The 24766-nt window shown below is 47.6% G+C and carries 17 protein-coding genes and 1 pseudogene; 3 read left to right on the forward strand and 15 right to left on the reverse strand.

The features are described from left to right. Window positions 1–8 precede the first annotated feature (8 nt). From FLT43_RS13055 to FLT43_RS13095, 9 genes are all read right to left on the reverse strand, one after another. Window positions 9–3146, reverse strand: a complete 3138-nt coding sequence (locus FLT43_RS13055; protein WP_087444511.1) for a type I restriction endonuclease subunit R — start codon at window positions 3144–3146, stop codon at window positions 9–11. A 19-nt stretch (window positions 3147–3165) separates the two neighbouring features. Beyond that, on the reverse strand, window positions 3166–4440 hold the full coding sequence (locus FLT43_RS13060; RefSeq protein ID WP_164776387.1) for a restriction endonuclease subunit S: 1275 nt from the start codon (window positions 4438–4440) through the stop codon (window positions 3166–3168). Then, the gene (locus tag FLT43_RS13065) at window positions 4421–5953 is read right to left on the reverse strand and encodes a class I SAM-dependent DNA methyltransferase (protein ID WP_087444509.1); all 1533 of its coding nucleotides are present in this window, start codon (window positions 5951–5953) and stop codon (window positions 4421–4423) included. Before FLT43_RS13065 ends, FLT43_RS13060 begins: the two co-directional genes overlap by 20 nt. Window positions 5954–5969: 16 nt before the next feature. Further along, window positions 5970–7562 carry a restriction endonuclease subunit S gene (locus tag FLT43_RS13070; RefSeq protein WP_244194345.1) on the reverse strand — a complete coding sequence of 531 codons (1593 nt, stop codon included), beginning with the start codon at window positions 7560–7562 and terminating at the stop codon, window positions 5970–5972. Window positions 7563–7747: 185 nt separating this feature from the next. Next, window positions 7748–8347 (reverse strand): Fic family protein, encoded by a 600-nt coding sequence (locus tag FLT43_RS13075; protein WP_244194344.1) that lies wholly within the window; start codon window positions 8345–8347, stop codon window positions 7748–7750. 69 nt (window positions 8348–8416) lie between these two features. Continuing rightward, the gene (locus FLT43_RS13080; protein ID WP_087444507.1) at window positions 8417–11653 is read right to left on the reverse strand and encodes an AAA family ATPase; all 3237 of its coding nucleotides are present in this window, start codon (window positions 11651–11653) and stop codon (window positions 8417–8419) included. A gap of 3 nt (window positions 11654–11656) precedes the next feature. Next, window positions 11657–12331 (reverse strand): hypothetical protein, encoded by a 675-nt coding sequence (locus FLT43_RS13085; RefSeq protein WP_087445374.1) that lies wholly within the window; start codon window positions 12329–12331, stop codon window positions 11657–11659. A gap of 116 nt (window positions 12332–12447) precedes the next feature. Continuing rightward, on the reverse strand, window positions 12448–13995 hold the full coding sequence (locus tag FLT43_RS13090; protein ID WP_244194343.1) for a hypothetical protein: 1548 nt from the start codon (window positions 13993–13995) through the stop codon (window positions 12448–12450). Continuing rightward, window positions 13980–15311, reverse strand: a complete 1332-nt coding sequence (locus tag FLT43_RS13095) for a DUF2399 domain-containing protein (RefSeq protein ID WP_164776386.1) — start codon at window positions 15309–15311, stop codon at window positions 13980–13982. The genes FLT43_RS13090 and FLT43_RS13095 overlap by 16 nt, the downstream gene beginning before the upstream one ends. 363 nt (window positions 15312–15674) lie before the next feature. Between FLT43_RS13095 and FLT43_RS13100 the strand changes: the two genes are divergently transcribed. The 3 genes from FLT43_RS13100 (at window position 15675) to FLT43_RS13110 (ending at window position 18956) form a co-directional block, all read left to right on the forward strand. Next, complete coding sequence (locus FLT43_RS13100; protein WP_087444505.1) at window positions 15675–16085, forward strand: BlaI/MecI/CopY family transcriptional regulator; 411 nt, start codon at window positions 15675–15677, stop codon at window positions 16083–16085. Next, window positions 16085–17959: a M56 family metallopeptidase gene (locus tag FLT43_RS13105; protein WP_087444504.1), complete on the forward strand. Its 1875-nt coding sequence runs from the start codon at window positions 16085–16087 to the stop codon at window positions 17957–17959. The genes FLT43_RS13100 and FLT43_RS13105 overlap by 1 nt, the downstream gene beginning before the upstream one ends. A gap of 211 nt (window positions 17960–18170) precedes the next feature. Next, a complete protein-coding gene (locus FLT43_RS13110) occupies window positions 18171–18956 on the forward strand; it encodes a hypothetical protein (protein WP_087444503.1) in 786 nt (261 codons plus the stop codon). An 87-nt stretch (window positions 18957–19043) separates the two neighbouring features. On the opposite strand, the pseudogene FLT43_RS30145 reads toward FLT43_RS13110, so the two are convergent. The 6 genes and pseudogenes from FLT43_RS30145 to FLT43_RS13135 form a co-directional block, all read right to left on the reverse strand. Next, window positions 19044–19219, reverse strand: a pseudogene (locus FLT43_RS30145) (IS256 family transposase); the annotation flags it as partial. Window positions 19220–19414: 195 nt separating this feature from the next. Continuing rightward, the gene (locus tag FLT43_RS13115; protein ID WP_244194342.1) at window positions 19415–20635 is read right to left on the reverse strand and encodes a helix-turn-helix domain-containing protein; all 1221 of its coding nucleotides are present in this window, start codon (window positions 20633–20635) and stop codon (window positions 19415–19417) included. Between the two features lie 94 nt (window positions 20636–20729). Next, on the reverse strand, window positions 20730–21692 hold the full coding sequence (locus tag FLT43_RS13120) for a siderophore ABC transporter substrate-binding protein (protein WP_087444502.1): 963 nt from the start codon (window positions 21690–21692) through the stop codon (window positions 20730–20732). A gap of 122 nt (window positions 21693–21814) precedes the next feature. Beyond that, entirely contained in the window at window positions 21815–22573 is a 759-nt protein-coding gene (locus FLT43_RS13125; protein ID WP_087444501.1) for an iron ABC transporter ATP-binding protein, read from the reverse strand. Further along, window positions 22567–23517, reverse strand: a complete 951-nt coding sequence (locus tag FLT43_RS13130) for an iron chelate uptake ABC transporter family permease subunit (protein WP_087444500.1) — start codon at window positions 23515–23517, stop codon at window positions 22567–22569. Before FLT43_RS13130 ends, FLT43_RS13125 begins: the two co-directional genes overlap by 7 nt. After that, window positions 23507–24460: an ABC transporter permease gene (locus tag FLT43_RS13135; protein WP_087444499.1), complete on the reverse strand. Its 954-nt coding sequence runs from the start codon at window positions 24458–24460 to the stop codon at window positions 23507–23509. Before FLT43_RS13135 ends, FLT43_RS13130 begins: the two co-directional genes overlap by 11 nt. Window positions 24461–24766 lie beyond the last annotated feature (306 nt).

Genomic DNA, 24766 nt, shown 5'->3' on the forward strand with positions numbered 1-24766 from the left:
TTACATTTTTAATAGTGGAATTCTTCTAGCTCAGACTTCCCCATTACCTCCGCCTGCTCGATAACGAGATCAATCGCCATTTGTTCAAGATCCGGCGGATATCCGTATTTCTTCAGTAATCTCTTCACAATTACTCTCATTTGTGCCCGGACATTCTCACGCAACGTCCAGTCCACCTTAATATTGCTCTTAATCGCTTGTGTCAGCTCATGCGCAATCTGCTTCAATACGATGTCACCCATCATCTGCTTCGCGGATTCATTGGAAGCAAGCGCATCATAAAATGCAAGCTCTTCCTTAATAAGACCGAGATCTTCACCACGCTTGACGGCCGCATTCATCTCCTTCGCCATCTGGATCAACTCTTCGATCACCTGAGTCGTCTCGATCGTACGATTGTTATATTTCCGAATCGCTTCATCCAGCATCTCAGAGAATTTGCGAGACTGAACCACACTGGTTCGGGAAACAGCTTTCACCTTACCTTGAAGCAGGCGTCGTAAAAGTTCTACAGCCAGGTTCTTCTGCTTCAAGCCTTTTACATGCTCCAAAAACTCATTGGATAATATCGCGATATTCGGCTTTTGTAAGCCTACCGCTTCCAATATATCTACGACTTCTTCCGAAATGACCGACTTCGAAAGCAACTGATTCAATTGGGCATCCAGTTCGCTAGTCGTCTTCCTCTTGTTCTCTGGTGTAATCAACTTCACGATTGCAGACTTGACTGCTTTATAGAAGCTGATTTCCACATTCAATTGTTCTGCCGCTTCCGTCGTCGCACAGAGCGCATAAGAGTGCGCCAACTCTACTGTCCAATTCAGGAAATTACGCTTACCTTCTTTGCCTAGACCAAGAACGTGGTCGACGGTCTCCACAATAGCCTGCATCCGTTCCGAAGCTTTCTCCGATGCAAACTTCGTATAGTTGTGACCATATAATAGCTCACGGATTAACTGGATTCTCTCTACCATATAATCGACGGCCTGATCCGTATCAATGCCTGCTGTCTTGCGATCATTCTCAGTATATTGCTGCAATGCCGATTTCAAACTATCCGCTATACCGATATAATCGACGATAAGTCCGCCTGGTTTATTGCCGAATACCCGGTTGACGCGAGCGATGGCCTGCATCAGATTGTGCCCCTTCATCGGCTTGTCGATGTACATCGTACTCATGCTCGGAACATCGAAGCCTGTCAGCCACATATCGCGGACGATGACAATTTGCAGAGGATCATTCAAGTCCTTCATCCGTTTCGCGAGATGCTCTCGACGGCGCTTGTTCCCGATATACGGTTGCCAATCTTCCGGATCACTGGAGCTGCCTGTCATGACGATCTTAATCTTGCCCTCATTGTCATCATCACTGTGCCATTCTGGACGAAGTGCAATAATCGCCTTGTACAGATCAATCGCAATCCGTCGGGACATGACGGCGATCATCGCCTTACCTGCCATCGCTCCCTGCCGTTGTTCATAGTGGGTCACAATATCTTTAGCTATTTTTTTGACGCGTTTTTCTGCACCCGCTAAGGCTTCAAGTCGGGCCCACTTCGACTTCAGCTTCTGTTGCTGGCTGAACTCTTGATATTCCGTGATTTCTTCGTAGTCATCATCAATCCGCGGACGCTCTTCATCGGATAACTCTAAGCGAGCAATACGGCTTTCATAGTAAATTTTAACTGTTGTCCCATCTTCAACTGCACGCGTCATGTCGTATACATCGATATAATCGCCAAATACAGCTGGCGTATTTTTATCCGCTAGTTCAATCGGGGTCCCCGTATACCCGATGTAAGATGCGTTCGGTAGCGCATCACGCATATATTTCGCGTAACCATACTTAATAGCCGCTTCATCGTTTTTGCCTGCCATTTCGGCATGGAATCCATATTGACTGCGGTGAGCTTCATCCGCGATAACGATGACATTCCGGCGATCGGTCAGGACAGGATATGCTGCCTCGTCTTCCTCCGGAGCAAATTTATGTACGGTAGTGAAGATGATGCCCCCAGATTCTACCGACAGCAAATCTCGCAAATGTACCCGATCCTTAGCCTGCTGCGGAGTCTGCCTAAGCAGATCCTTCGACTTGCTGAACGTAGCGAAGAGCTGATCATCAAGGTCGTTACGATCGGTCACCACAACGATTGTCGGATTATCCAAGGCAAGCACGAGTTTGCCTGCATAGAACACCATCGACAAGCTCTTGCCGGAACCTTGCGTATGCCAGATCACCCCGATCTTGCGATCTCCTTCTTGCAGCGTCGCGCGCTCCGTACTCTCGATCGCTTTATTGGTTGCATGATACTGGTGGTATCCCGCTACAATCTTGTAGATATGTTCGCCATCTGTCTGGAACAAGACGAAGTGCTTGATGATATCCAGTAAACGATGTTTCTTGAACATCCCCTTAATTAGTACTTCCAATTGCGGAATGGAGGCGGCGGCGACATCCTCACCGTCGATCGTCCGCCACATCATGAACCGATCCTCATCTGCTGTCAGCGTCCCGACTCTCGCATTTACTCCATCACTAATGACCATGACAGAGTTATAGGTAAATAGCGACGGAATCGCATGCTTGTATGTCTGTACTTGATTGAAAGCGTCGCTGATTCCGACTTCTTCATTGGAGGCGCTCTTCAGCTCGATAACAGCAAGCGGCAGTCCGTTGATGAATACAACGATGTCCGGCCGCTTCTCCGTCTGATTCTCAATGACCGTAAACTGATTCACAACGAGAAAGTCATTGTTATGAATTCGATCGGGATGAGTATCGAAGATCCAGACTTTCACCGTTGGGTAATCCCCATCGGCATTGCGATATTGCACATCAATGCCATCGGTTATCATTTTCTGAAATGCCTTGTTGTTGATTAACAGACTTGGGCTGCGCGGAATCGTAATGATCCGTACCGCTTCCTCTATCGCTTCTCGCGGTACCTGCTTATTAATGCGAATGAGAGCCTCGCGAAGCCGATCTTCCAATATGACATCCTGATAGTACTGTCGTTCCGGATACTCGCCTTCCGGGGAGATATCCGGACCATAAGCCTTATCATAGTTCAGTTCCTCAAACCACTCTAGCGCGGCTTGCTCGAGATCGCTCTCTGCATAGGAAACCGTATATAGCGCCATGTCTCAACCTCCTGAAGTATTAAGCCTGATCTAGCGGTACGCGAATCTCTCCTGACATCAGCTTGGGGAGAAGGGTGTCGCGGGTGTTAGAAAGAACAACATTATTTTTTTGAATCAAAATCATTTTCGTACAAATGGAGTGATAAATTCCTGAAAATTTGTCTATCATCTTTTGTTCAGGAAGCAATATTGGCATTTGTTTTATTACTTCACGCCCTAATTCTGTTTGCCCAGTACTTCCAGTTGCAGCATGTTCGAATATGGGCTGCATACTTTTTAGTAAACACCCCATATACCCCAATCCATTATTTACATTTGATCGAACAATCGTGACATGCGAATCAACTGTAAAATTATCGAGATGCTCATATACTTGAGCCACTCTACCTAAAGTACCTGTTCCAGTAGAGTTAATTAAAACATCTCCAAATTGAAGTTGTTTCTCTTCATTAACCTTACTGGAATGAGTTCTTGAAAGAGCTACATTTAACATACCATTTCTAATACATTTTTGATTGATAACTCGTTTTTCAGAGTTATCAACATATTTAGGAGCAATACCTCTTGATACTAGTTTTGTACAATTACCTATTTTGTCAGAAGTCCATCCTTTTGGGATTTCTTTCTCTAGCTCTTCGCACCATTCCATATCTCCTCCGCTGGACTTATAAGGTTCTCCGTTTTCATTAGGAAATTCAAAATCCACAAACCAACGTTTAAAGAGAGCTTGAGCCATTTCTTCAAGATTTTTGTTGATGGCATTGTTAAGTTCGATTTTGTCATCTAAAGATTTTAAGGTTTTGGCAATTTGATGTTGATACCCTAATTCAGGTACTTCTATCTCTAATCCAGTCATAATTTTAGTATTAAGAGAGGGCATAGTAGCACCGACGGCAATATTCCTTACATACTCTTTAAAATTCTCGAGTCCAAAATAATATGAGAGAAATATTGGATCAACTAAGCTCTTATTAGTTACTCTTACTCGTAGACAACGACCTGAAAAGAGCCATCCTTCTTCTTTATTCGAAACATAAGCACGTCTATCAACAGAACCTACACGACTAAATACTATGTCGCCCTTTTCCAAACTATATTTAGATAACCTTTTAACATCATCTTCAGAAACAAAAGGGGTATTGTCGTGAATTATTCTATTTTCCCCTAAATGTTCAACTGTGATTATTGGTGTCCCTCTCTCCACGTAGTCTTCTTTATGCAGCTGACTTCCAAAAGGACCCGTTTGCACACTTGCAACTTCTCCGACTTTATATTTAGTTAGATAAAAACTCAAACCCGATCCCCCCAAGCTGCTTGCGAATCTCGTCTTCCAACTGCCGCGACTTCGCGAATTGCTCCGCCAACTCCGCCGTTAGACGCGCCATCTTATCTTCGAACGGCTCGCTCTCCTCTTCCACATCTTCAATGCCGACATAACGTCCCGGTGTTAATATATATTCATGCTCCTGCACTTCCCCAAGCTTTGCTGCCTTGCAGAAGCCCTTCACATCTTCATACGTCCCCGCTTCCGCTTGTCCACGCCACGCATGGTATGTATCAGCCACCTTCTTGATGTCTTCCGCACTCAGCTCGCGATGCGTCCGATCTACCATATGCCCCATTTTCCGAGCATCAATGAACAGAATCTGTCCTCTGCGATCGCGTAAGCCGCGAGGTGTCTTATTCTTGGCCAGGAACCAGAGACATACCGGGATTTGCGTCGAATAGAACAACTGCCCTGGCAATGTCACAATACAGTCCACGAGATCGGCGTTTACCAGCTTGCTACGAATCTCCAGCTCTGCCGTCGTGCTTGTAGACATCGAACCATTCGCTAATACGAATCCCGCAACGCCGTTAGGAGCAAGCTTGTTCACCATATGCTGAATCCATGCATAGTTCGCATTGCCCGCAGGTGGAATACCGAATGACCAACGCGCATCCTCCGTCAGCCGGTCGCCGCCCCAATCGCTAATGTTAAACGGCGGATTGGCAAGAATATAATCCGCCTTCAAGCTCTTGTGAAGGTCATTATGGAATGTATCCGCATGACTCTCCCCCAAGTTGCTGTCAATGCCGCGAATCGCCAAGTTCATTTTACAAAGACGCCATGTCGTTGGATTCGATTCTTGACCATATACCGCGATATCCCCGAGCTTCCCTTGACGTTCTTCCACGAATTTCTCACTTTGCACGAACATGCCACCCGAACCGCAGCACGGGTCATATACGCGGCCTTTATACGGTTCAATCATCGCAACGAGCAGCTGTACGACACTGGAAGGCGTATAGAATTCGCCTCCGTTCTTCCCTTCCGCACTTGCGAACTTACTGAGGAAATATTCATATACCCGTCCAAGTACGTCCTGTGAACGGCTCTCTTCATCCCCCACCTTGAAAGAGAACAAGTCAATGACTTCGCCCAATCGGGTCTTGTCCAGTGCAGGTCTCGCATAGTCCTTTGGCAATACCCCTTTCAGAGAAGGGTTTTCGCGCTCGATATCCATCATCGCTTGGTCGATAATCTGTCCAATTTCAGGCTTCTTAGCATTTTCCTTAATATTGCTCCATCTTGCATCCTTCGGTACCCAAAATATATTCGCAGCCAGATATTCATCCCGATCTTCCGGATCTGCATAAGGTTCTTTTTTCAATGCTTCATACTTCTCTTCGAATGCATCCGATACATACTTCAGAAATAGAAGCCCCAATGCAACATGCTTATACTCTGCGGCATCCATGCTTCCGCGCAGTTTATCCGCCATCCCCCATAGCTTCTCTTCAAATCCAAGATTCGCAGTAGCCATAATCCTGTTATCCCCCTTAGAATATCTCGCTGTATACATTATTCTTTACTTGTTCCCATCTAGCTGTAGCCTGTTGGACAACAGCCAAGTATCGTTCTTTTTCCTCAATATAGCGCTGAATCAGCTTATCTTGCTCTGCTTCCGGACGAAGGGGTAGTTCGATCTCGCCTACATCGGCCGGATTCAAGTTCATGACTGTCGTTCCCCGCTGATAGCTCTGGATAAGCGCCATACCTGTCGGGCTCTCCAAAAAGATTTTGGCGTAATGGCTGCGTACCGTCGACTTCAATCGAATGACGATAATATTCGCGGAAGCGATCACAGTAGAATCACACTGCGGAAATACAGCCAGCTTCGTCACGGTGCCTCTGCAAGTCATGACCAGATCACCGGGAACAATCTCATAGCGCTTTACTTTCCGTTCTTCCTCGTCAATCGTGTCAAGTTGTCCGGGCATCACTTCGCCATCCTCAATATTGGATATATTGAGCACTTTAATCTTGCCCGGTTTCAAGTCGTTTTTCATAATCGACTTGCCGCGGAAGATTTCTGCAACCTCGCTTAGTTTCACCTTTGGCACTTGCGCTTCGCGAAATGCACGCAGCGCATCCTGATTGTTATCCAGCAGCAGCTCTATCCGCCAATCGGTCAATGCCGTGAAGTGGTCGGGAGACAGTTCCGCTTCTTGCTCGATGACAAGCTCCGTTCCCTTAGCTTGTATGTGCACAAGCTTCACTTCTTCCGGCATCCTTGTCCCTAGCATCACTTGATACATGCGAACAGATGTATAGGGACGAAGGAGCCCATCTGGAAGCAACGCTATCGCTTGTACAGGTGCGGCTTGATGAAGCAGCTTGCGCCAGTCAGTATAATCACCGGCTTGGAACATCATGCGTGCGGGCAGCGTTACGCTTAGCATTCCGTTATCTTGCAGCAGAGGCAGCAAATGATGAACCGCCACACCTTCCGAATCCCGGATCGTCGTACTCTCTTGCTCATCTATTTTCATACCGAAATGAGGTATCGCCAGTACAGCATCATACTTATCTTCTAAAGGCAACGGTTGATAAATCGTGACCTGAATGACCGATACATTCGGATAAGGTGCAAAGTATGTGCGAAATACTTGTGCCAATATATAACTCTCGGTCAATAACGTAATCTGATATGTAGTTTTCTTGTAACACTGCGTCTCCCATATTCCGCGTATATATTTCTCCGCCTCTGCTACAAGAATACTGTTGTACTGATTCCGCTCGCACTCATCAAGGAACATCGTCATTATACTCATTGGCACGATAACATTTCCGGTTATCCGATCTTGCTGTAAGGTTTGAAGCGTGTACTCAAGTAGATTCAACTGCTTACCCGCATGGTACAATTTATAGAATAATTCCCGATCGCCCGGAAAATGCCCTAACCGTTGTACTTCAACATGCTCCTTCATCCACTGGAACAACTTTTCCGGTTCTGTCTCCAACTGAATTAATGTTTCCGTATTTCGTTCCAGACTTTTCCTTGTTCGAATCACACGCAATGCTTCACGAAGAAGCTGATCTCTGGTGTAAATATCATGCAGCAAGCAAATATTCCAAAATTGTTCGATCAAATCATCACCCTCTTGCCGCTAGGTATTTATACCTTAAATATACCATTTCGAGATTTAGTATTTCAATACTAAAAATAGATTTCTCACTATAGTAAGAACAAAAAAAAGGGCGCCCATGCTGGGCAACGCACAAAAGCCACCCCTGCTCTCCGGCAGAGATGGCTTTTTCCCAGTTACGATACATCTTACTTCACGGCAAACAAATACGCCTGCAGGCTCTCGGCCACACATTCCATAATCAAGCTGACAAAGGGTTGCAGGTGACCATGAACGCCAGCCTCTTCCAATGGCTCGTAATATCGCAGCCGCGCGGCATCGGCCGCCTTGATTATCGCTGGCGGATAGCCATGCTCCATCAGGATAAGGTTCATAAGAAGCCGTGCAGTCCGGCCATTTCCATCTGAGAACGGATGGATATAGACAAATCGAAAATGGAACTCTGCGGCTAACAGCACAGGATGGAGCACGTCCCGCTGCTCCACATACCACTTCATCAGCTGCTCCATTTGTTCTGGCACAGACGTATAGTGCGGGAGCACATGTTCTGAACCCGATATCCTGACATTGACCATTCGATACCGTCCGGCATCGTCAGCGATGTTTTTGAGAACAAGGTGGTGAAGGGATTTGATCACATGTTCAGTAAGCTCTTGCCTACGCTGAACCAGATCGTGAACATATTGTATCGCTTCCGCATGGTTGATCACTTCCAAATGCTCCCGGAGCTTCTTCCCCCCGATGGTCGTCCCCTGTTCTAACACGAGCTTCGTTTCGAGCAGCGTCAAGGTGTTCCCTTCGATCGCCCGCCACCCACACTGCCATTAATGTTCTTAGTTCCTTCAACGCCCCTCACTTCAACTGTCCCGCTTCACAATCCCCGCCACCTTGCTGCGCGGCACCGTTGGATCGTGGTGAACGATGTACGCTTTGGAGAAGCGATCGAGATAGGCTGATTCGTGAGACTTCGGCGTCAGGATGATAAGCTTCCGCTCCAGCTCGCTTGCATACAGGTCGAATACCTTCAGCTTGCGCTGCTCGTCCAGGGCGCTGTCGAATTCGTCGAGCACGATGAAGTCGGGGGATGTCTCCAGATTCTGGAGCAGGGCGAGCGCGAACAACAGGGAGCTTAATGATTCTTCTCCTCCGGAAACGCCTTTGCCTACCTTGCCGCCGCGAGCCTTGACGCTGACATCCTCCATCGTTCCGCGATGACCTTCTTTCCGTGCCTTGATATACAAGAAAAAATGTGTCCGCTGACGGCGATCCTCAACCTGCTCCCAATCGATCTCCCCTTCGAATTGGAACCGGCTCATATAACCGGTGAACCGCTGCTTAATCTCAAGCACCCTCATATTAATGGTCGTCTCAAGCGAGTTTTTTAGCTCATACGTACGCTCCCGATTCTGCTCGAACAAGATCATTGTCCGCTTATATTCGTCCTGAAGACGGTGGAATTCCTCCTCCACCACCTTATAATTGTCCGGTGCGGCAGGGTCAATGTTCTCTTCATTGCGAGCTTGGTTGAACTGAACCCGTCCCCTCTCGAGGTCCGTTAGAATATCGGAGAGCGATAGCCTTTGATTCGTCTGCATTTCCGCTTCTTTCTGCTCATCAGAGAACAGGTCAACCTGTGCCTCATTGCCGATCACTCGTGCAAGCTGCTTCAAATCCTCGATTTCCCGAATCGTATTGACGAGTTCCCCTTTCGCCGTATCGAGTGCGTCTCCCCTCGTCTGCAGTTGATGACGCAATCTCTGGAGCCCGCGCTCCGCTTGCTCCTGCTTATAGCGGAGGTCCTGTAGCTCTCGTTCTTGCTTACGCTCTACGGTCTCCCGCTTCTCCAGCTCGTTTTCCTCCAGTTCCTGCTTCATGCGCAGCTGTTCCCGCTGCTCCTTCAAGCTGGCTAGCTGTTGCCGCTTCGCATGCAACGCTTCGACCTTCTCCTTCAGCTGTCCAAGCCTGCCGTAGAATTCAGCTTCCGCCTGCAGCTCTCGCTCCTCTCGCTCCAACTGGATTTGATGCCGCATCAGTTCCTCTTGCGCTTGCTTACGTTCACGAATATGTGCGTTAAGCTGTTCTAGACGCTTCTCTTCTTCGGCAAGCTTCCTGGCTCTGCTCGCCCGCTCATGCTCACTCGTGCGATAAGCTTCGGCTTCCCTGACCAACTGGATAATGCTGTTCAGTTCCTGATAACGCTTGGTATCCTGTGCTATCGATGCGTCCAGTTCAGTGAGTTGGCGCTCCAATTCCTGAAGGCTTCGTCTCACTTCATTCTTGCGTTCGATTAGCGCCCGCGCACTCAAAATATATCGCCGTTGCTCCTGCGGTCCACGAATACCGAACGGATCGATTAGCACGCCTTGATCGATTCGTGTAGCTCCATCCTGGAAGAACTGCCCTACCCACCATAACGCCTTCATCGCATGCGGCATCACCTTCTCGTTCAGACCTGCCTTCACCCGCAGCTTCAGCGCTGGAAGTTCGGTCACCGGACGATCCGGCACGACCTTGCGCAGGGGCACATGATACAAGTCATTCGGGGGCGAAGCCATCTGACCATCGAAAAAAAGGGTGTATTTGATCGCGTCAAACTGCTCTTCCGCTTTCCATTGTGCCGATTCATCCAGCTCCACCAGCTCACGCAATGCATACGCGTTCATCCCGTTGGAGCGGAAATAAGCCAATGAATCCATTTGCCTCCGGGACCAGTCGCGCTCATCGTCAAGCCGGGAGAGTTCCTCCTGCAAATCACGTCTACGAAGCGCAGACTCATGTCGTCGCTCCTTTGCCTGAAGCAGCGCTTGCTCTAGCCGTTGAAGCTCTTCCTGAACATGATGGCTGCTTGTATATTGCCGCAGCCTCTCTTCATGCACAGCCCCCTGCTTGCGCTCCTGCTCGATTGCGGCCTCCAGTCTGGAGATGGCCATCATCAGATCTTTAGAACCCTCATTACTTTGCTGCAGGTCGAATTGCAGCTTGTCATGCTGTTCACCCGTCTCGCACAAGGACTCTAGCACGTCGGCAAGCTGCCGCTTGACCTCTGCTTCCGTTCGCGTAATGCGCTCCTTCTCCTTGTTCACTTCCGCAAGCTCATGATCAAGCTCCGCGATGGCGCTCTTCGTCTCCCTGATGCTGCTCTCCAGCGTTTGAAGCTGAATATCGTACTGGGACAGCTTCGCATTGGATTCTTCAATCTGCTGGCGCAGGGCTTGAAGCCGTTCTTGCATCTCCTCCTCCTGCCCCTTCATCTCGAAGATGCATTCCTGCTGCTGCTCTACTTCAAGTTCCAACTGCTCGATATGACTGGTCAATTGCTCCTGCTCCCGCTTATAATGCGCTTCCAGTTGCAGCAACGAACAGGCGTACAGTTTTCCGCCTTCAAGCAGACGCCGCTTATTATCTTCATACCGATCAAGCTCCGATTTCTTAATCTTCATCCATTGTTTCTTATTCGCCACATTGCTCTCAGCCACTCTAAGCGTCTCTTGAGTCTCCTTCTGCTTCTCCATACTCTCTTCCCAGTTGCGCTGCACCTGATCAATCCCATGCATCTCTGCGAAGATACGAAATCGCTCCTCAGGATGCATTACGGCGAACTGATTGACCTCCTGCTGATACCAAATCAGGTAGAACAGGTCCGGATCGAGCTTATACTTGTACTGCAGGTCCTTCTTATATGCCGTGAAGTTATATTGGCGGTCGCCAGACGTATAACGAGTCATATTCTCCCATTGCTCAGGATGATCGCCGGAGGAAATCGCGAATTCCCTCTTTACCGGCTGTCCAGGCTCCTGGACAATGCGCAAGGAGAACTCCACATAATCGGGAGCATCGATTCGCAGCAAGCCTTCATTTTTGAACAGTAGACGAATATGCGCCTTCCATGTCTCATCCGGCAACAGATTCCGAGAACGCAATCCTTCCAGATCCACCTTGGACGAGTACAGGACAGCCCCCATACAATACGTTATTGTTGATTTACCCGCTCCATTCGGCCCGGTAATCAGCACATGTTCCTGCCGACCGGACAGATCCATCTTTGTACTGTCATAGTCGCGAATGCCGCTGAACCACATTTTCCACGGTATCATGGCTTACTCCTCAGATCCTTCCTGATACAGATTATATCGCTTGAAAAATTTCAGCACCTCTTCCTTATTCAACTGATTGGACTGGCTGAACTCGACAGTACGGCGCAAAAAGGAATCCGAGAACATATGAACTCCGATCGCCGTCAATTGATATGCCTTCTCCGGAGAGCTCGTATCGTATTCCTCCAAAGCGCCAATCTTGCGGAGCTGATCGATGTTATGAAGCAAGCGCTGGTTCGCCTTCGTCGTCTCATGCCCGAATGCATTAAGAAGTTGATCGAAAAGCGTGAACTCATGCCCAAGCACCTCTTGCTGGTAGAACATAAAGAGGAGTATCGCGAGCGCCTCCTTCGATAAGCTGCTGCGTGCCGTTCGTGCCGGGACTCTCATCATCGCCACGACCTGATCTCGCCGCTCATCATAGATAACCCGGAAGTAGCGCGCTACCGCCTGGTTCACCCGCTGTATGAAGGAATAGAACTTGTCATCCTGCTCCGATATGCGAAGCTGCTTCTCCACTTCTCTTCTTGACAATCCGAAATTGCCAGCTCGAAGCGTAGCGGAGGATGAGAATAATATATTCATGAAGGTAAGTTCTTCCTCTGCACTCAACACCCCTCGTAAGGAGTGCATCGCATTGAGAGGATTCGTATTTACGGCATTGATGCCATCCTGCATCTCTATCTCTGTCTCCCTACCCGATGACGGGGAATGATGCGGATTGACGTCAGCTATGTCCGTACCCGTATCCGTGTCGATGTCCACGAAGCCCCTGTTCTGTTCATCCATGATGATCATCCCCTCCGTTCCTGATTGACATCATTTCCCGTTCCATTTTCGATGTGATCAGAAGCATAACTATCGATAGCGACCATTTCTGTATTCTCTGCGAGGCCTGCACGCTGTTCTTCTCTATCCGTTACATGAGAACGGGTTCCGAACGTTCGCTTCCGGAGAACCTGATTGCGCTCCTCCAGACGTAACCACTCCCAATCCTTCTCATACATGAGATCATCATTGTTCATGCCCGGGTGCGCCTTGTCAATGGACATTTTCTTATTGCCGACCAAAGCTGCGATTGCGGTCAGCGCATTGATTGCATCTCCCCACGAAGAGGAGGTTGCCTCAATCATGACCTGCTCGATTGGTGCTTCTTCCACCTGCTTCATATAATTTTCGATCGCGTCGGTCTGTATCATGGATTTCGTAAGCAGCCAATGCGATTCACCCATCAGTTCCCCCAGCTGATCCATGAATATTTCCTCTTCCCTATATTCCATATCGATATTTTCTTCCTGGATCCGGTCCACAACAGGCTCGTACGTCTCCAAATAATGCACAGCCTCTGAAATGGCTTCTGCCGACAGCGGCACAGCGAACTTGACGGGCATCCACAACCCATCTACCGCTTCCCCTGCGTACTGATCTTGCTCCATGAAGCTCATTAGCTGATACACATTAGGGATATCCGATTCCAGCGGAGGATCATACATTTGCACGATAAACTCTCTCACCTTCTCCGGATGGATGGTAGATGACAGCAATGTCTGCTGCATCGCCGTAAATTTCAAATATTTATTGATCATGCCGAGGCTCAAGTTCGTTCCTTCCGCCAGCACAGCGGTTCCCTGCTGCATAAGATTGCTCAGAACGAGACTGTCCTCCAGTGTCTGGAACTGACGGAACCGCTCGGTGAGCTTCGTCTCCAGCTCCTTCATCAGCTGATGGATAATCTCCAACTGCGGCAAGGCATTGCGATCAGCCAGCATCTCCAGCTCCCGCTCCTTCATCAGTTGAATGGCATTCTCGACATTGCGAATCATGCTGGCGATCTTGTTGCCGCCCGATATACCATGATCGTCATAGGCTTCGCTAAGCTCCGCATCCCTTCTCGCTTGAAAGAGCGAGCGTCCGATATCATCGTGCATGTAGTAAGCCAGAGAGTCGTTCGCGAGCCGGATCAGCGCATCCATCATCCGCTTGCCTACATCTCGCATCTTCAACTGCCTCGATTGTTTGGATATCCAATTGTATTTCACAAGCACGTTGACAATCTGAGATACCCTGCTCTTGGACGGCGGCTCTGGATCATGAATGAATCGATTCCGATATCGATAGAACAACGTATCCGAGTTCTCGATTGGATCATCCAGCCCAAGCGCCTCTTCATTAATCAACTGAATGATCCGTAAAAACCGCAATATTTCAGATGGAGAATGGAACGCATTTTGGGAACCAAGATCGCTCAGTACTCCTGACAAATAGGCAATATCCCGCATCGACTGAAACAGTTCTGGCGAGGACTCTCCGCTCTGAAAAATCGAAATTAAAGGCTGATCCATCGCCGCCACTCCTCTGCATCTCCTAATACTTGTTCCTGCTCCAACCTCGTCTTCTGAAGCAAGTCTTTCATGTAACTTTGGTATGTGATCCAATTGGTAACTACTCGATGATCATGGGTAATCCATTTGATCGTAAGATGTTCCTGCGCAGCAACGATATCCATCATTTCTCGTGAGATGAGGAGGCCGTCCTCATCATAGTCGCTCCAGAGGAGCACCTGAACAATGCGGCTATTCTTCAGCAGTTGATGAATGAGACGCCGATGGGAGCTTCTGATGTGGCCATCTACACAGGCGATGAACAAGCATGACTCCTTCACGAAATCCCGTTCGGCAGCGATCCTCGTCAAGATGCCCCGATTCTCGACCAGCCACAGCGTGGACGCATTCGTGCGGTACTGATCCTGTCCAATCGACAAATCCGTCAACGCATGAACAGGCCCCGGCTGATAGCTTGACCATTGCCCGCTCAAATGCCCTGCAAAGTAGAAGGGCGTAATCTGTCCGGGACTGATTAGCCCGAACATGGCCGCTGGCTGCGTGCTCCACTGCTCCAGGGCATGGAGAAACTCATCCTTGTCGCGATCAAAGGCTTTGGAGCCTCCTATATCTCCAACATACTGCGCGCCGATCTCTTTCCAGTCGAACACCTCTTGATGAATGGCGATAGACAGAAACGCCAGTACGAACTGTAAAAATCTCATCCTCTTCGGCATCCCCCAAGACGATGACAGAGCATCCGATTGTCTCAGTTCTTCATTCGTCCATTGAAGGCTGGCGGATACATGCGAGATAAGCGGAGATAGCAAGGCAGCACGATCATGAAGTTGATTCTGCGCGCTATTCCATTTTTCCAGAACACGCTCGATCTCTGCATGGTATGTCTTCAACCAGCTTTCCTTCTCCTGCTGTACCTCAGCGGCCTGTTTTTGCAAGTAAATATATAAAAGATACCCCATTCGGTAATGAACTCGCTCCACCGTCTTGCCATCTCGCTTCAAGCGAAGCTCCTTAATAATCCAGCCCTTGCTTAGCCAATCAAAGGCCTGACCTTCATCTGCAAGTATTGCTCGCTTGCCGGGAGTCCATTGAAGCAGTTGCGCATCCGGGACAAGTGTCTCATCATGCAAGTTGGAATCCCTGAGTAACGCTAGTGATAGGATGCCGACCTTTCTCAAGGTTCTTGCAGTTCGCTTCATAACTGAAATATCTGCAAGAGGAGAAATGACATCGGTAAGCGTATCTCTATCCAACTGCTCGTCTTTTTTTAGAATGAACTCATTGATATATTGAAAGAGCCCCTCGTTCGCTAACACGATTACACTGGCCTCCTCACTTGTCTGCACCATGTATCCAATCCGTTCTATTCTTCCGTACACTCATTCTATCAAAAAAATCGATGCAGGCGTGAGATAAGGAAATGATGCCAAAAAAGCCACCCCTGCTCTCCGGCAAAAGAAGCTATAGTCCATATATTAAAGCAGGCTATCTGTTCACGAGTAAACGCACTAGTGCGTTGGTTTTTGTCGTGATTCGCAGGCAGTACAGGGTGTTTGGGCATGTCACAAAAAAGCGGGAGAGCATTCTGTACAAAGTATGTTGACTTTACCAGACTGCAGTTGTAGCATAATTCATAACTACATGCGTAGTTTTGCAAATTGATTTTGGAGGTTTTATGCATGAATCAAATACCGCCCATTACGGATGCAGAGTTGGAAATTATGCGCGTCTTGTGGACAAATCCGAATTGCCTTTCGAACGAGGTCGTCAAGAAAATGACGGATCGAATGGGGTGGAGCCCGAATACGACTCGGACGCTCCTCAGTCGTCTGGTGCAGAAGGAAGCGGCGGGCGCAAAGCTGGAAAAGGGTTCGAAGCGCACCCAATTATTTTATCCGATCATCAGCGAGCAGGAGTACCTGCGGTCTGAAACCAAATCCTTCATGAAAAAACTGTATGGCGGAGCATTGAAGCCAATGTTGGCCAACTTTTTGCAGGATAAAAAGCTGAATGCGCAAGAAATCGAGGATCTGAAGGCATTGTTTGACGAAAACCGCAGCGACGGGGAATCGGAAAAGAGAGAGCCCTGATGAGTCCTGCATGGAACGAATGTTTATTGTCGTTCTTCGGCTGGGTCATCCGCGGGTCGTTAATGGCCGGCATCCTGGTCGTGCTTGTCCTGAGTTTACAATTTCTGCTGCGCAAAAGGCTTGAGGCTAGATGGAAATATTGGCTCTGGTTGCCTGTGGCGATTCGTCTACTGCTCCCTTGGGCGCCGGAATCCTCGCTTAGCTTATACAATGTTCTGCCTGTGGATGTCTTAGCGCCCGGAATTCAACAACAAACTCCAAATGCATCGGCTTGGCATCAATGGTGGAAGGGGTCAGGGGGGAATAACGAAGAGACAGCTCAAATAGAGCGTTCCTACACCCCGGAGAAAAGCAGCCAAATAAGAGGAGATGCGGAAGTTTCAGATCCGTCCCATAAATCGGGAACTGTGCGGGACATAAGCATCTGGTGGAGCGGGTTCAAACAAATGGGATTCACCAATCTGCTGATGTTGGTTTGGCTTGCAGGCGTGCTGTTTCTTGCGGCGAAGACGGCATACGACCAGCTTCGATTGCAACAAGCTCTGCGCGCGGGCCGATGTATTGACACGCCTTTGTTATCGGCAGTCTTCAGCGAAACGAAGCAGCTAATGGGCGTAAAGCGTGAAGTGCGGTTTGTAGCAAGTGAGCGCATTCCTGGGCCTGCCGTAGTCGGTGTTCACAAGCCGGCGATCGTTGTTTCGCCGAGTCTGCTCGTTACGCTGCGAGAGCATCAGCTTCGGTGTATTTTGGCGCACGAATTTGCGCATATACAGCGGAGGGATGTGGCGGTGAATTGGACGATGCACATTTTGCTCATTCTCCATTGGTTTAATCCATTGTTGTGGCTTGCCGTACATAAAACAAGGCAGGATCAGGAGATGGCCTGCGATGCATGCGTACTGAATCGGATGAGTTCTCAGCCAAATCTACAGCATATCAATACATATGGGCAAACCATCATCCATGTGCTGGAGCATTTTCATTTGTCAGGCAAACGACATCAGCCAGGGCTTGCCGGATTGTCTGCGACGCATAAACAAATGAAGAAAAGGTTGTTAATGATCAAGCGATTTCATAAAAGATCCTATCATTTATCCATTTTGGGGATGGCGATTATTGTTGCGCTTGGCAGCGTGACGCTGGTAAATGCGAAGGGAAACGATGTTGGGGCCGCTCCATCCCCTGATGTCAACGAGATTGCCTTGAAAACGGCGGCAACTAAACCAAAAGCTGAAGGTGAAGGCGAAATGCTGGAGAAAGCGGAGAAAGAGAGAGTCGCCAAACTGCTTGAAAAAAATCCGGATGATACGTATATCGTATATGTCAGCAATGAATTAAAGAAAGAAAAGGGCGGCCGAGAAGTTTTTCTCATGGGAGGCTCACCTCCTGCATTCGATACATATGAGGCTTACCTCAAAAGAGCATCGACCTTGAAAGAGGCGGTCCTGCAGCAGCCAGCGGACTTGCCGGAGGGCTATACTTTCGCCGAAGCGAATATTTATTTCGTGTTCACTTCTAAGAATTTTGCACCAGTAAAAGCCGAGGCTAAAAAGCTGGGGAAACAGGTATATTCCAAGAAAATTAACGTGACAAAAAGCCACCACATCGGGTTAACGTACACGAATGGAGAAGACTTTATCTCATTTCAGAGCTTTCATTTTGACGAGGAAGATGTAAAAGATAAGAAGAGGAAAGAAAAGGAATACAACTATACATCCGCTAAAGACAGAGAAAAGAAAGATCCGAAGCATGAAGGAAGAAATTATCTTAGCTGGGAAGAAGGTGAAAAAAGCTTTCAAATCGTAACCAATAAGGGTAATCCATTGATGGAAGAAGACCTAATCAAGCTGGCGAAAACGGCTGTAAAAAAATAGCTTTGTTGCCCATGCAGTCTGAAATAGAATGCAGAGGCTATCTTTTTGAGCGTGATCCGAAGGTTGAAATAGGTCAACTTTTGCAAGTATGAAAAGTGAAGAAATTTTACATCAATGATGTTGACATTTACAAACTACAACTGTAGTATATTACTAAACTACATTTGTAGTTTATTTTGATTGAAATCAATAATGAGAGGAGTACTACAAAATGAAAGCAGCATCAAAAGTAGCAATTACAGCATTAAGCAGTATTTTATTACTGGGTTCTTCGATGAACCTAACGACAGAGGCGGCCCCATCCCGTGCTTCAAGCGACATCGCCTTGAAGACGGCAGCCGCTAAACCTAAGGCGATAGATGAAGGGGAAAGGTTAGAAAAAGAAGAGAAGGATAAAATAAACAAGTTGATGAAAGAAAATCCGGATGATACGTATATGTTATATGTCAGCAATGAATTAAAGAAAGAAAAAGGCGGCCGAGAAGTTTTTCTCTTTGGAGGCTCGCCCCCAAGTTTCGATACATATGAGGCTTATCTCAAAAGAGCATCGACCTTGAAAGAGGCGGTTCTGCAGCAGCCAACTGACTTGCCGGAGGGCTATACCTTAAGCAAAGCGAATATTTATTTCGTGTTCACTCCTAAGGATTTTGCAGCAGTGAAAGCCGAGGCTAAAAAGCTAGGCAAACAAATATATTCCAAGAAGATGAACGTAACAAAAAGCCACCACATCGGGTTAACGTACACGAATGGAGAAGACTTTATCTCATTTCAGAGTTTTCATTTTGACGAGGAAGATGTAAAAGATAAGAAGAGGAAAGAAAAAGAATACACCTATACATCCGCTAAAGACAGAGAAAAGGAAGATCCGAAGCACGAAGGAAGAAATTCTCTTAGCTGGGGGGAAGGTGAAAAAAGCTTTCAAATCGTAACCAATAAGGGTAATCCGTTGACGGAAGAAGACCTGATCAAGCTGGCGAAAACGGCAGTAAAAAAATAGCTTTGTAAACGGAATGATTGTAGAAATGATGAAGATATAATAGGTCTTGTAAAAGCCCATGCAGTCTGAAATTGGATGCATGGGCTATCTACTCCCCGGGCAATGGAGCACCATCGCCATCATAGCTAACTCTTCGCTTCGTTGGTATCGAGCCAAAAGTTCCGTAGAGAACTGCCCGTTACGGTAAGCTGCACGTTCTCTTAGCGCTCATGGTGCCCCGCCCCCAACTGTTCCGTTGCTTATGCCTGCAACACTTGGTTCAGATGGGCCGAGGCTCCTTGCTGTGGCTCTTCTTTTTGCCATTTGCTTTTTACATAAGGATACGCACTTAGCTAGCTCTCTCTAGCTCTCTTACCAAGGGTGGACACTTCCTGAACCGCCAGTAAACGTGGATGCTGTTGTGGTTATTATAACAGTGCTAAGAAGGACATTAAAAGTTAGTTTTTTCATTTTGTTTCTCACGCTAATTCCTCCAATTCTTTAACGATTCGTTGGTAGTAATTGCTTAACAGTTCTAGCGTAAACTGAGGTGAAACGTTATTCGTTAAATGGATATGCATAGCGGTATTGAGAACTTCTTTTTCCTTGGCTACATCATCTACTTTGGAATACCAAAAGGCAGACTGAACCATATTCGTAATGCCTTTGCCGGTGTCGCCCGCAGCCAAATAATATTCTCCCTTGACTCGAAGATAATCAGCGTATGTAGCGCAAACTAACGGATTTCTCTCATCAACGACAGCGGGAGTTGCCTTGTCGTTCTCCAAAACAACTTTAGCGCCTTCGAGGTTGCCCAGCTGTAAGTACAATTGCAGAAGTTGTTTGGTCGCCGGAATAACGGAGGCACTTCTGCACGTATCAAGAAATGATTCGAGCTGTTTGATTGCTTGGTTGACATTTCCTTTTTTTGCATTGAAGAATGCATCCATAAGTATGACATTATCTTTTGTTTGAGGGTATGTGAAATTTTTGTACTGTATAAGATACAGTTCTGACTCTTTATATGCTCCAATACTGAAATAAGCATCTATAAGGACACCGAGCGCATCTGCTTTATATTGGCTTTCTCCGCTTTTCAATACTTCTTTGCAATAATCAATGCACTCGTAATGATTGCTCAGGGTGTATGCATGAATGCCTAATTTATAATACAAACACACACGTTCCTCGGACGATAGGAAATCAACATAATGCAGAATATACTTTCCAGTCTGGTAAGTTTCCTTCAATCTGCTGAAATCATTTCGTTCAATAAGATAACGTTGGTACATGCTTTTAGCTATGTAAGGCATAATGCCATGAGAACGTGAGTGATTAAGGATGAGGCCGTACAACGAAAGTTTGATGGAGTCATTATTGATGGAGTCTGTATCACGATACAACTTTCCTACTAAATACAGGGTATCTTCATTTGGTGCTTCAAGGAACTTTCCGGCTATTTTTGTTATCAACGACGGGTGCTCAAGTGTTTCCAACTCATTTTGCAAAATAGCATATATGACTTCCGATTTATGTCCAATCTCGATGTACTGTTCTACGATGTCACTATGGGGAATGCCTAATACTCCAGCGATGGACAAGATGGATTGAAAATCAGGACGTTTAACCTCGCCGTTTTCAATTCTCGACAAGCTGCCCTTATCAACGCCGACCGCTTCTTGCAGCTTCGACAGACTCATTTCTTTCTGCTATCTCTTTCCATCAAATAAAACAACCGGGACGCACGAGGCGCCCCGGTTGCCGTTATCCGGCTTGCAGCAAGCCGGTGATTGATTATTGAATTGCCGCTCCTATTTCTTTTACCATTTCCTCTACGGAGACGAGGCCGCCGCCCGACAGATACCAGTAGCTCGGATCGAGGTAGACGATGTGCCCTTCCTTGTAGGCCTTGGTCTTCTTGACCAGTTCGTTCTCTACGACTTGCTTCGCTGACGATTCGCCGCCGACGACAGCGCCTCTATCGATAACGAACAGATAGTCTGGATCCTTCTCCACGATATATTCGAAGGATACAGGGTCTCCGTGAGTCGATGTTTTAATGTCCGGATCAACCGGCGGGAAGCCGAATACGTCATGGATAATGCCGAAGCGGGAGCCGGCGCCATAGGCGCTGATTTTGCCGTCGTTCGCCAGAATGATGAGCGCGTTTTTGTTCGACGCCGTCACTTTCTCATTCAATTGCTTGATATCTCCATCGCTCTTCGCAAGCTCCGCTTGTACTTCGGATTCTTTGTTGAAGATTTTGCCGAGGTTTTCCGCGTTCTCTTTGAAGGACTCCATATAACGGTCCGTGTCAATATCCATGTATATCGTCGGCGCGATGGCCTTGAACTCTTCATACGACGACGCTTGCCGGCCGGCAATGATGATCAGGTCCGGCTTCAGGGCGTGAATCGCCTCGAAGTCCGGCTCCTTCAAACCGCCCGCATTCACATACTTCTCGTCTTCGAATTTTTTCAAGTAAGGAGGCAGGCTGTTCTTTGGCAGCGCCGCGATGTCTACACCCAATTTGTCCAGGGAATCGACGACTCCGTAGCTGAATACAACGACTTTAGACGGGTTCTTCTTCACCGTCGTTTCGTCCAACTCATGCTTAATAACGATTTCTTCCGCTGTGTTGTTCGCTTCGGCTCCAGTAGATGTCGAACCATTGCTGCTGTCTGTCTTATTGGAACCACATGCTGCAACGAGGGTTGCCATCATGGCTATAACCAGAATTAGGACTGTTTTCTTCAATTTCTTTCACCTCTACCATGTCTTTTTATAAATATATTTATCGCCGTTAATATCACAAATTCGCACTATCATGGCACGACAATGCGATATTACCGAACGGTGTGACCCCTTTTTGTGTTGAGCTATGCATAATAAACGCAGATCTTATTATCATTGAAGTTCTCGATGCTCATGTCCATATCATAAATGTCATGGAGAACCGCGCTGTCGATAATGTCATCGGTCGCGCCCTCCTTGATGACTTTGCCATTCTTCAATGCCACGATATAGTCGGAATAGCAGGAGGCAAAGTTGATATCGTGAATGACGATGACAATCGTTTTGCCGAGCTCATTGACGAGTCTGCGCAATATTTTCATAATCTGCACGGAATGCTTCATATCCAGGTTGTTCAGCGGTTCGTCAAGCAATATATACTCTGTATTCTGCGCGATAACCATCGCGATATAAGCCCGCTGCTTCTGCCCGCCGCTCAGCTGATCCAGATACTTGTGCTGCATGTCGGCAAGCCCCATATATTCAATCGCTTCATCGACGTACTTCCAATCTTCGTCGGACAATCTCCCTTGCGAATAAGGGAAGCGCCCGAAGGAGACCAGCTCCCGAATCGTAAGCCGCAGATTGATATGGTTCGACTGCTTCAGAATCGAGATCTTTTTCGCCAGCTCCTTGCTGTCCCACTGGCTGATTTCTTTCCCGTCAATGATCACTTCTCCGGAATCCTTCGAAATGAGCCTGCTTATGATAGACAGCAGCGTACTTTTGCCTGCGCCATTCGGACCGATGAACGACGTGATTTTTCTTTTGGCAATCGTAACCGAGATGTCCTCGATCACGTTTTTGCCGCCATATTGTTTGGATACGCCTCTTACTTCTACCATGATTTGTTCTCCTTCATTAGAAGATAAATAAAGTAGACCCCGCCGACGAAATTGATGATGACGCTAAGCGTCGTGGAGAAGGTGAATATCCGCTCCACAATGAGCTGGCCGCCCACAAGGGCGATAATGCTGATGAGGACGGAGCCGGCGATAAGATAGCTGTGCCGGTACGTCTTCAGAAATTGATACGTTACGTTCACGACGAGCAAGCCGAGAAAGGTAATCGGCCCGACAAGCGCCGTGGAAATTGAGATAAGTACAGCGACGATAAAGAGCAGCCGCTTCACGACATAGTCGTAATTGACGCCGAGGTTGATCGCCTGCTCCCTGCCTAGCGCAAGCACATCCAGATACTTGATGAAGCGCAGAAAGTAGAGCGTGACGAGCAGAAGCAGCACGCCTCCCAGAAGGAGCAGCTTCGTATTGACATGGGTGAAGCTGGCGAACATTTTGTCCTGCACGATCATGAACTCTGCCGGGTCAATCAGAACCTGCATGAAGGTGGACATGCTTCCGAAAAAAGTGCCAAATATAATGCCAATAAGCAGCAGGAAGTATATGTTCTGATTCTCGCCCTTGAATATAAGCTTGAACAGCAGGCCCGAGAACACAACCATCAGTCCGACGGACACCAGGAAGTCCACATTGCTGTTCATCATCATCAGTGTCTTCGAGCCAAATACGAAGATGACGATGGTCTGAATCAGCATATACAGCGAATCCAGGCCCAATATGCTCGGTGTCAGTATGCGGTTGTTCGTAATCGTCTGGAATACGGTTGTGGCAAATGCGATCGAAGCGCCTGTCAGGACAATCGCCAATACTTTGATTGTTCTCTTCGGCAGCACGTAGTCCCAGTTGTCCCCCAGCTTGAAGAACAGGAACAACCCTATCAGCGTGAGAGCAAGGACAGCAAGAACCCCCGTTTTCGCTTTATAACCCATGTGCCCTTCTCCTCATTAACATATAGACGAATATGGCACTTCCGATGACGCCGACCGTCAAGCTGATCGACAATTCATACGGGAAGATGATGATGCGTCCCAAAATATCGCAGAACAGAACGAATACGGCCCCGAGAAGCGCGGTATGCGACAAGCTATTCTTCAAATTATCGCCTCGGTAAATGGAAACGATATTCGGAATAATGAGACCCAGGAAAGGAATCGTTCCAACGGTAAGCACGACCGTGCACGTAACGAGCGCCACCAGGATCAAGCCGATGTTGACCACCCGCTTGTAGTTGAGCCCGAGGTTTTTCGAGAAATCCTCGCCCATCCCCGCTACCGTGAACTTGTTCGCATACAGGTATGCAATCACGAGAAGCGGAATGCTGATATACAGCAGCTCATACCGCCCCTTGATAATCATCGAGAAGTCGCCCTGCAGCCACGAGGACATGTTCTGAATCAAATCATACTTATATGCAAAAAAGGTGGAAATGGAACTAATAATATTGCCAAACATCAATCCGACGAGCGGAATGAAGATGGTGTCTTTGAATTTGATGCGATCCAATATCTTCATAAACAGCATCGTGCCTGCCAAAGCGAAGACGAACGCAACGAGCATCTTCACCAGCGGGCTCGCCGTCGTGAACAGCATCAAAGAGACGAGTATCCCCAAGCGGGCCGAGTCAAGCGTCCCTGCCGTCGTGGGCGAGACGAACTTGTTCCGGCTAAGCTGCTGCATAATCAGGCCGCATATGCTCATGCTGACCCCGGCGAGAATGATACTGATAAGCCTTGGCACCCGGCTGACGAGAAAAGTATGAACCTTATCGTCGTTCAGATTGAACAAATCCCATGGCTTAATGTCTATGACCCCGATAAACAGGGAAATGAAGGCAAACAGGATAAGCGCAATAACCAGATATCTCTTCTTCATGTCTCTTTCCTTACAATTAAGAGTATAGGCGTTCCGGATGTATGGTCTGCATTCCCCATGTTCACCCGCATGCATAACAATGATATTCATTATCATTAACGCGTTGTAACAGTTATGATTATAACGCTTCCCCCGGGATAGTCAATGGATTTGGCCAAAATAATTGATTATCATTCTCAATTAGAATCATTATTATAATGAAATTATTTGATAAAAACGATTAGATCGGCTGCGGATAGAGTGATGCTTCAACAGGACGCCGCGCTGCCAGTTCATGAACGATGCTGTGGCGCCTCGGCGCTGCAA

The sequence above is a fragment of the Paenibacillus thiaminolyticus genome (genome assembly GCF_007066085.1).
Lineage (GTDB): Bacteria > Bacillota > Bacilli > Paenibacillales > Paenibacillaceae > Paenibacillus_B > Paenibacillus_B thiaminolyticus.

Coding starts and splice junctions, on each gene's coding strand:
- FLT43_RS13100 (WP_087444505.1), top strand. CDS start 15,675: ATGAATCAAATACCGCCCATTACGGATGCAGAGTTGGAAATTATGCGC.
- FLT43_RS13085 (WP_087445374.1), bottom strand. CDS start 12,331: ATGCAGGATGGCATCAATGCCGTAAATACGAATCCTCTCAATGCGATG.
- FLT43_RS13135 (WP_087444499.1), bottom strand. CDS start 24,460: ATGAAGAAGAGATATCTGGTTATTGCGCTTATCCTGTTTGCCTTCATT.
- FLT43_RS13105 (WP_087444504.1), top strand. CDS start 16,085: ATGAGTCCTGCATGGAACGAATGTTTATTGTCGTTCTTCGGCTGGGTC.
- FLT43_RS13110 (WP_087444503.1), top strand. CDS start 18,171: ATGAAAGCAGCATCAAAAGTAGCAATTACAGCATTAAGCAGTATTTTA.
- FLT43_RS13080 (WP_087444507.1), bottom strand. CDS start 11,653: ATGATACCGTGGAAAATGTGGTTCAGCGGCATTCGCGACTATGACAGT.
- FLT43_RS13090 (WP_244194343.1), bottom strand. CDS start 13,995: ATGGATCAGCCTTTAATTTCGATTTTTCAGAGCGGAGAGTCCTCGCCA.
- FLT43_RS13125 (WP_087444501.1), bottom strand. CDS start 22,573: ATGGTAGAAGTAAGAGGCGTATCCAAACAATATGGCGGCAAAAACGTG.
- FLT43_RS13065 (WP_087444509.1), bottom strand. CDS start 5,953: ATGGCTACTGCGAATCTTGGATTTGAAGAGAAGCTATGGGGGATGGCG.
- FLT43_RS13055 (WP_087444511.1), bottom strand. CDS start 3,146: ATGGCGCTATATACGGTTTCCTATGCAGAGAGCGATCTCGAGCAAGCC.
- FLT43_RS13130 (WP_087444500.1), bottom strand. CDS start 23,517: ATGGGTTATAAAGCGAAAACGGGGGTTCTTGCTGTCCTTGCTCTCACG.
- FLT43_RS13115 (WP_244194342.1), bottom strand. CDS start 20,635: ATGAGTCTGTCGAAGCTGCAAGAAGCGGTCGGCGTTGATAAGGGCAGC.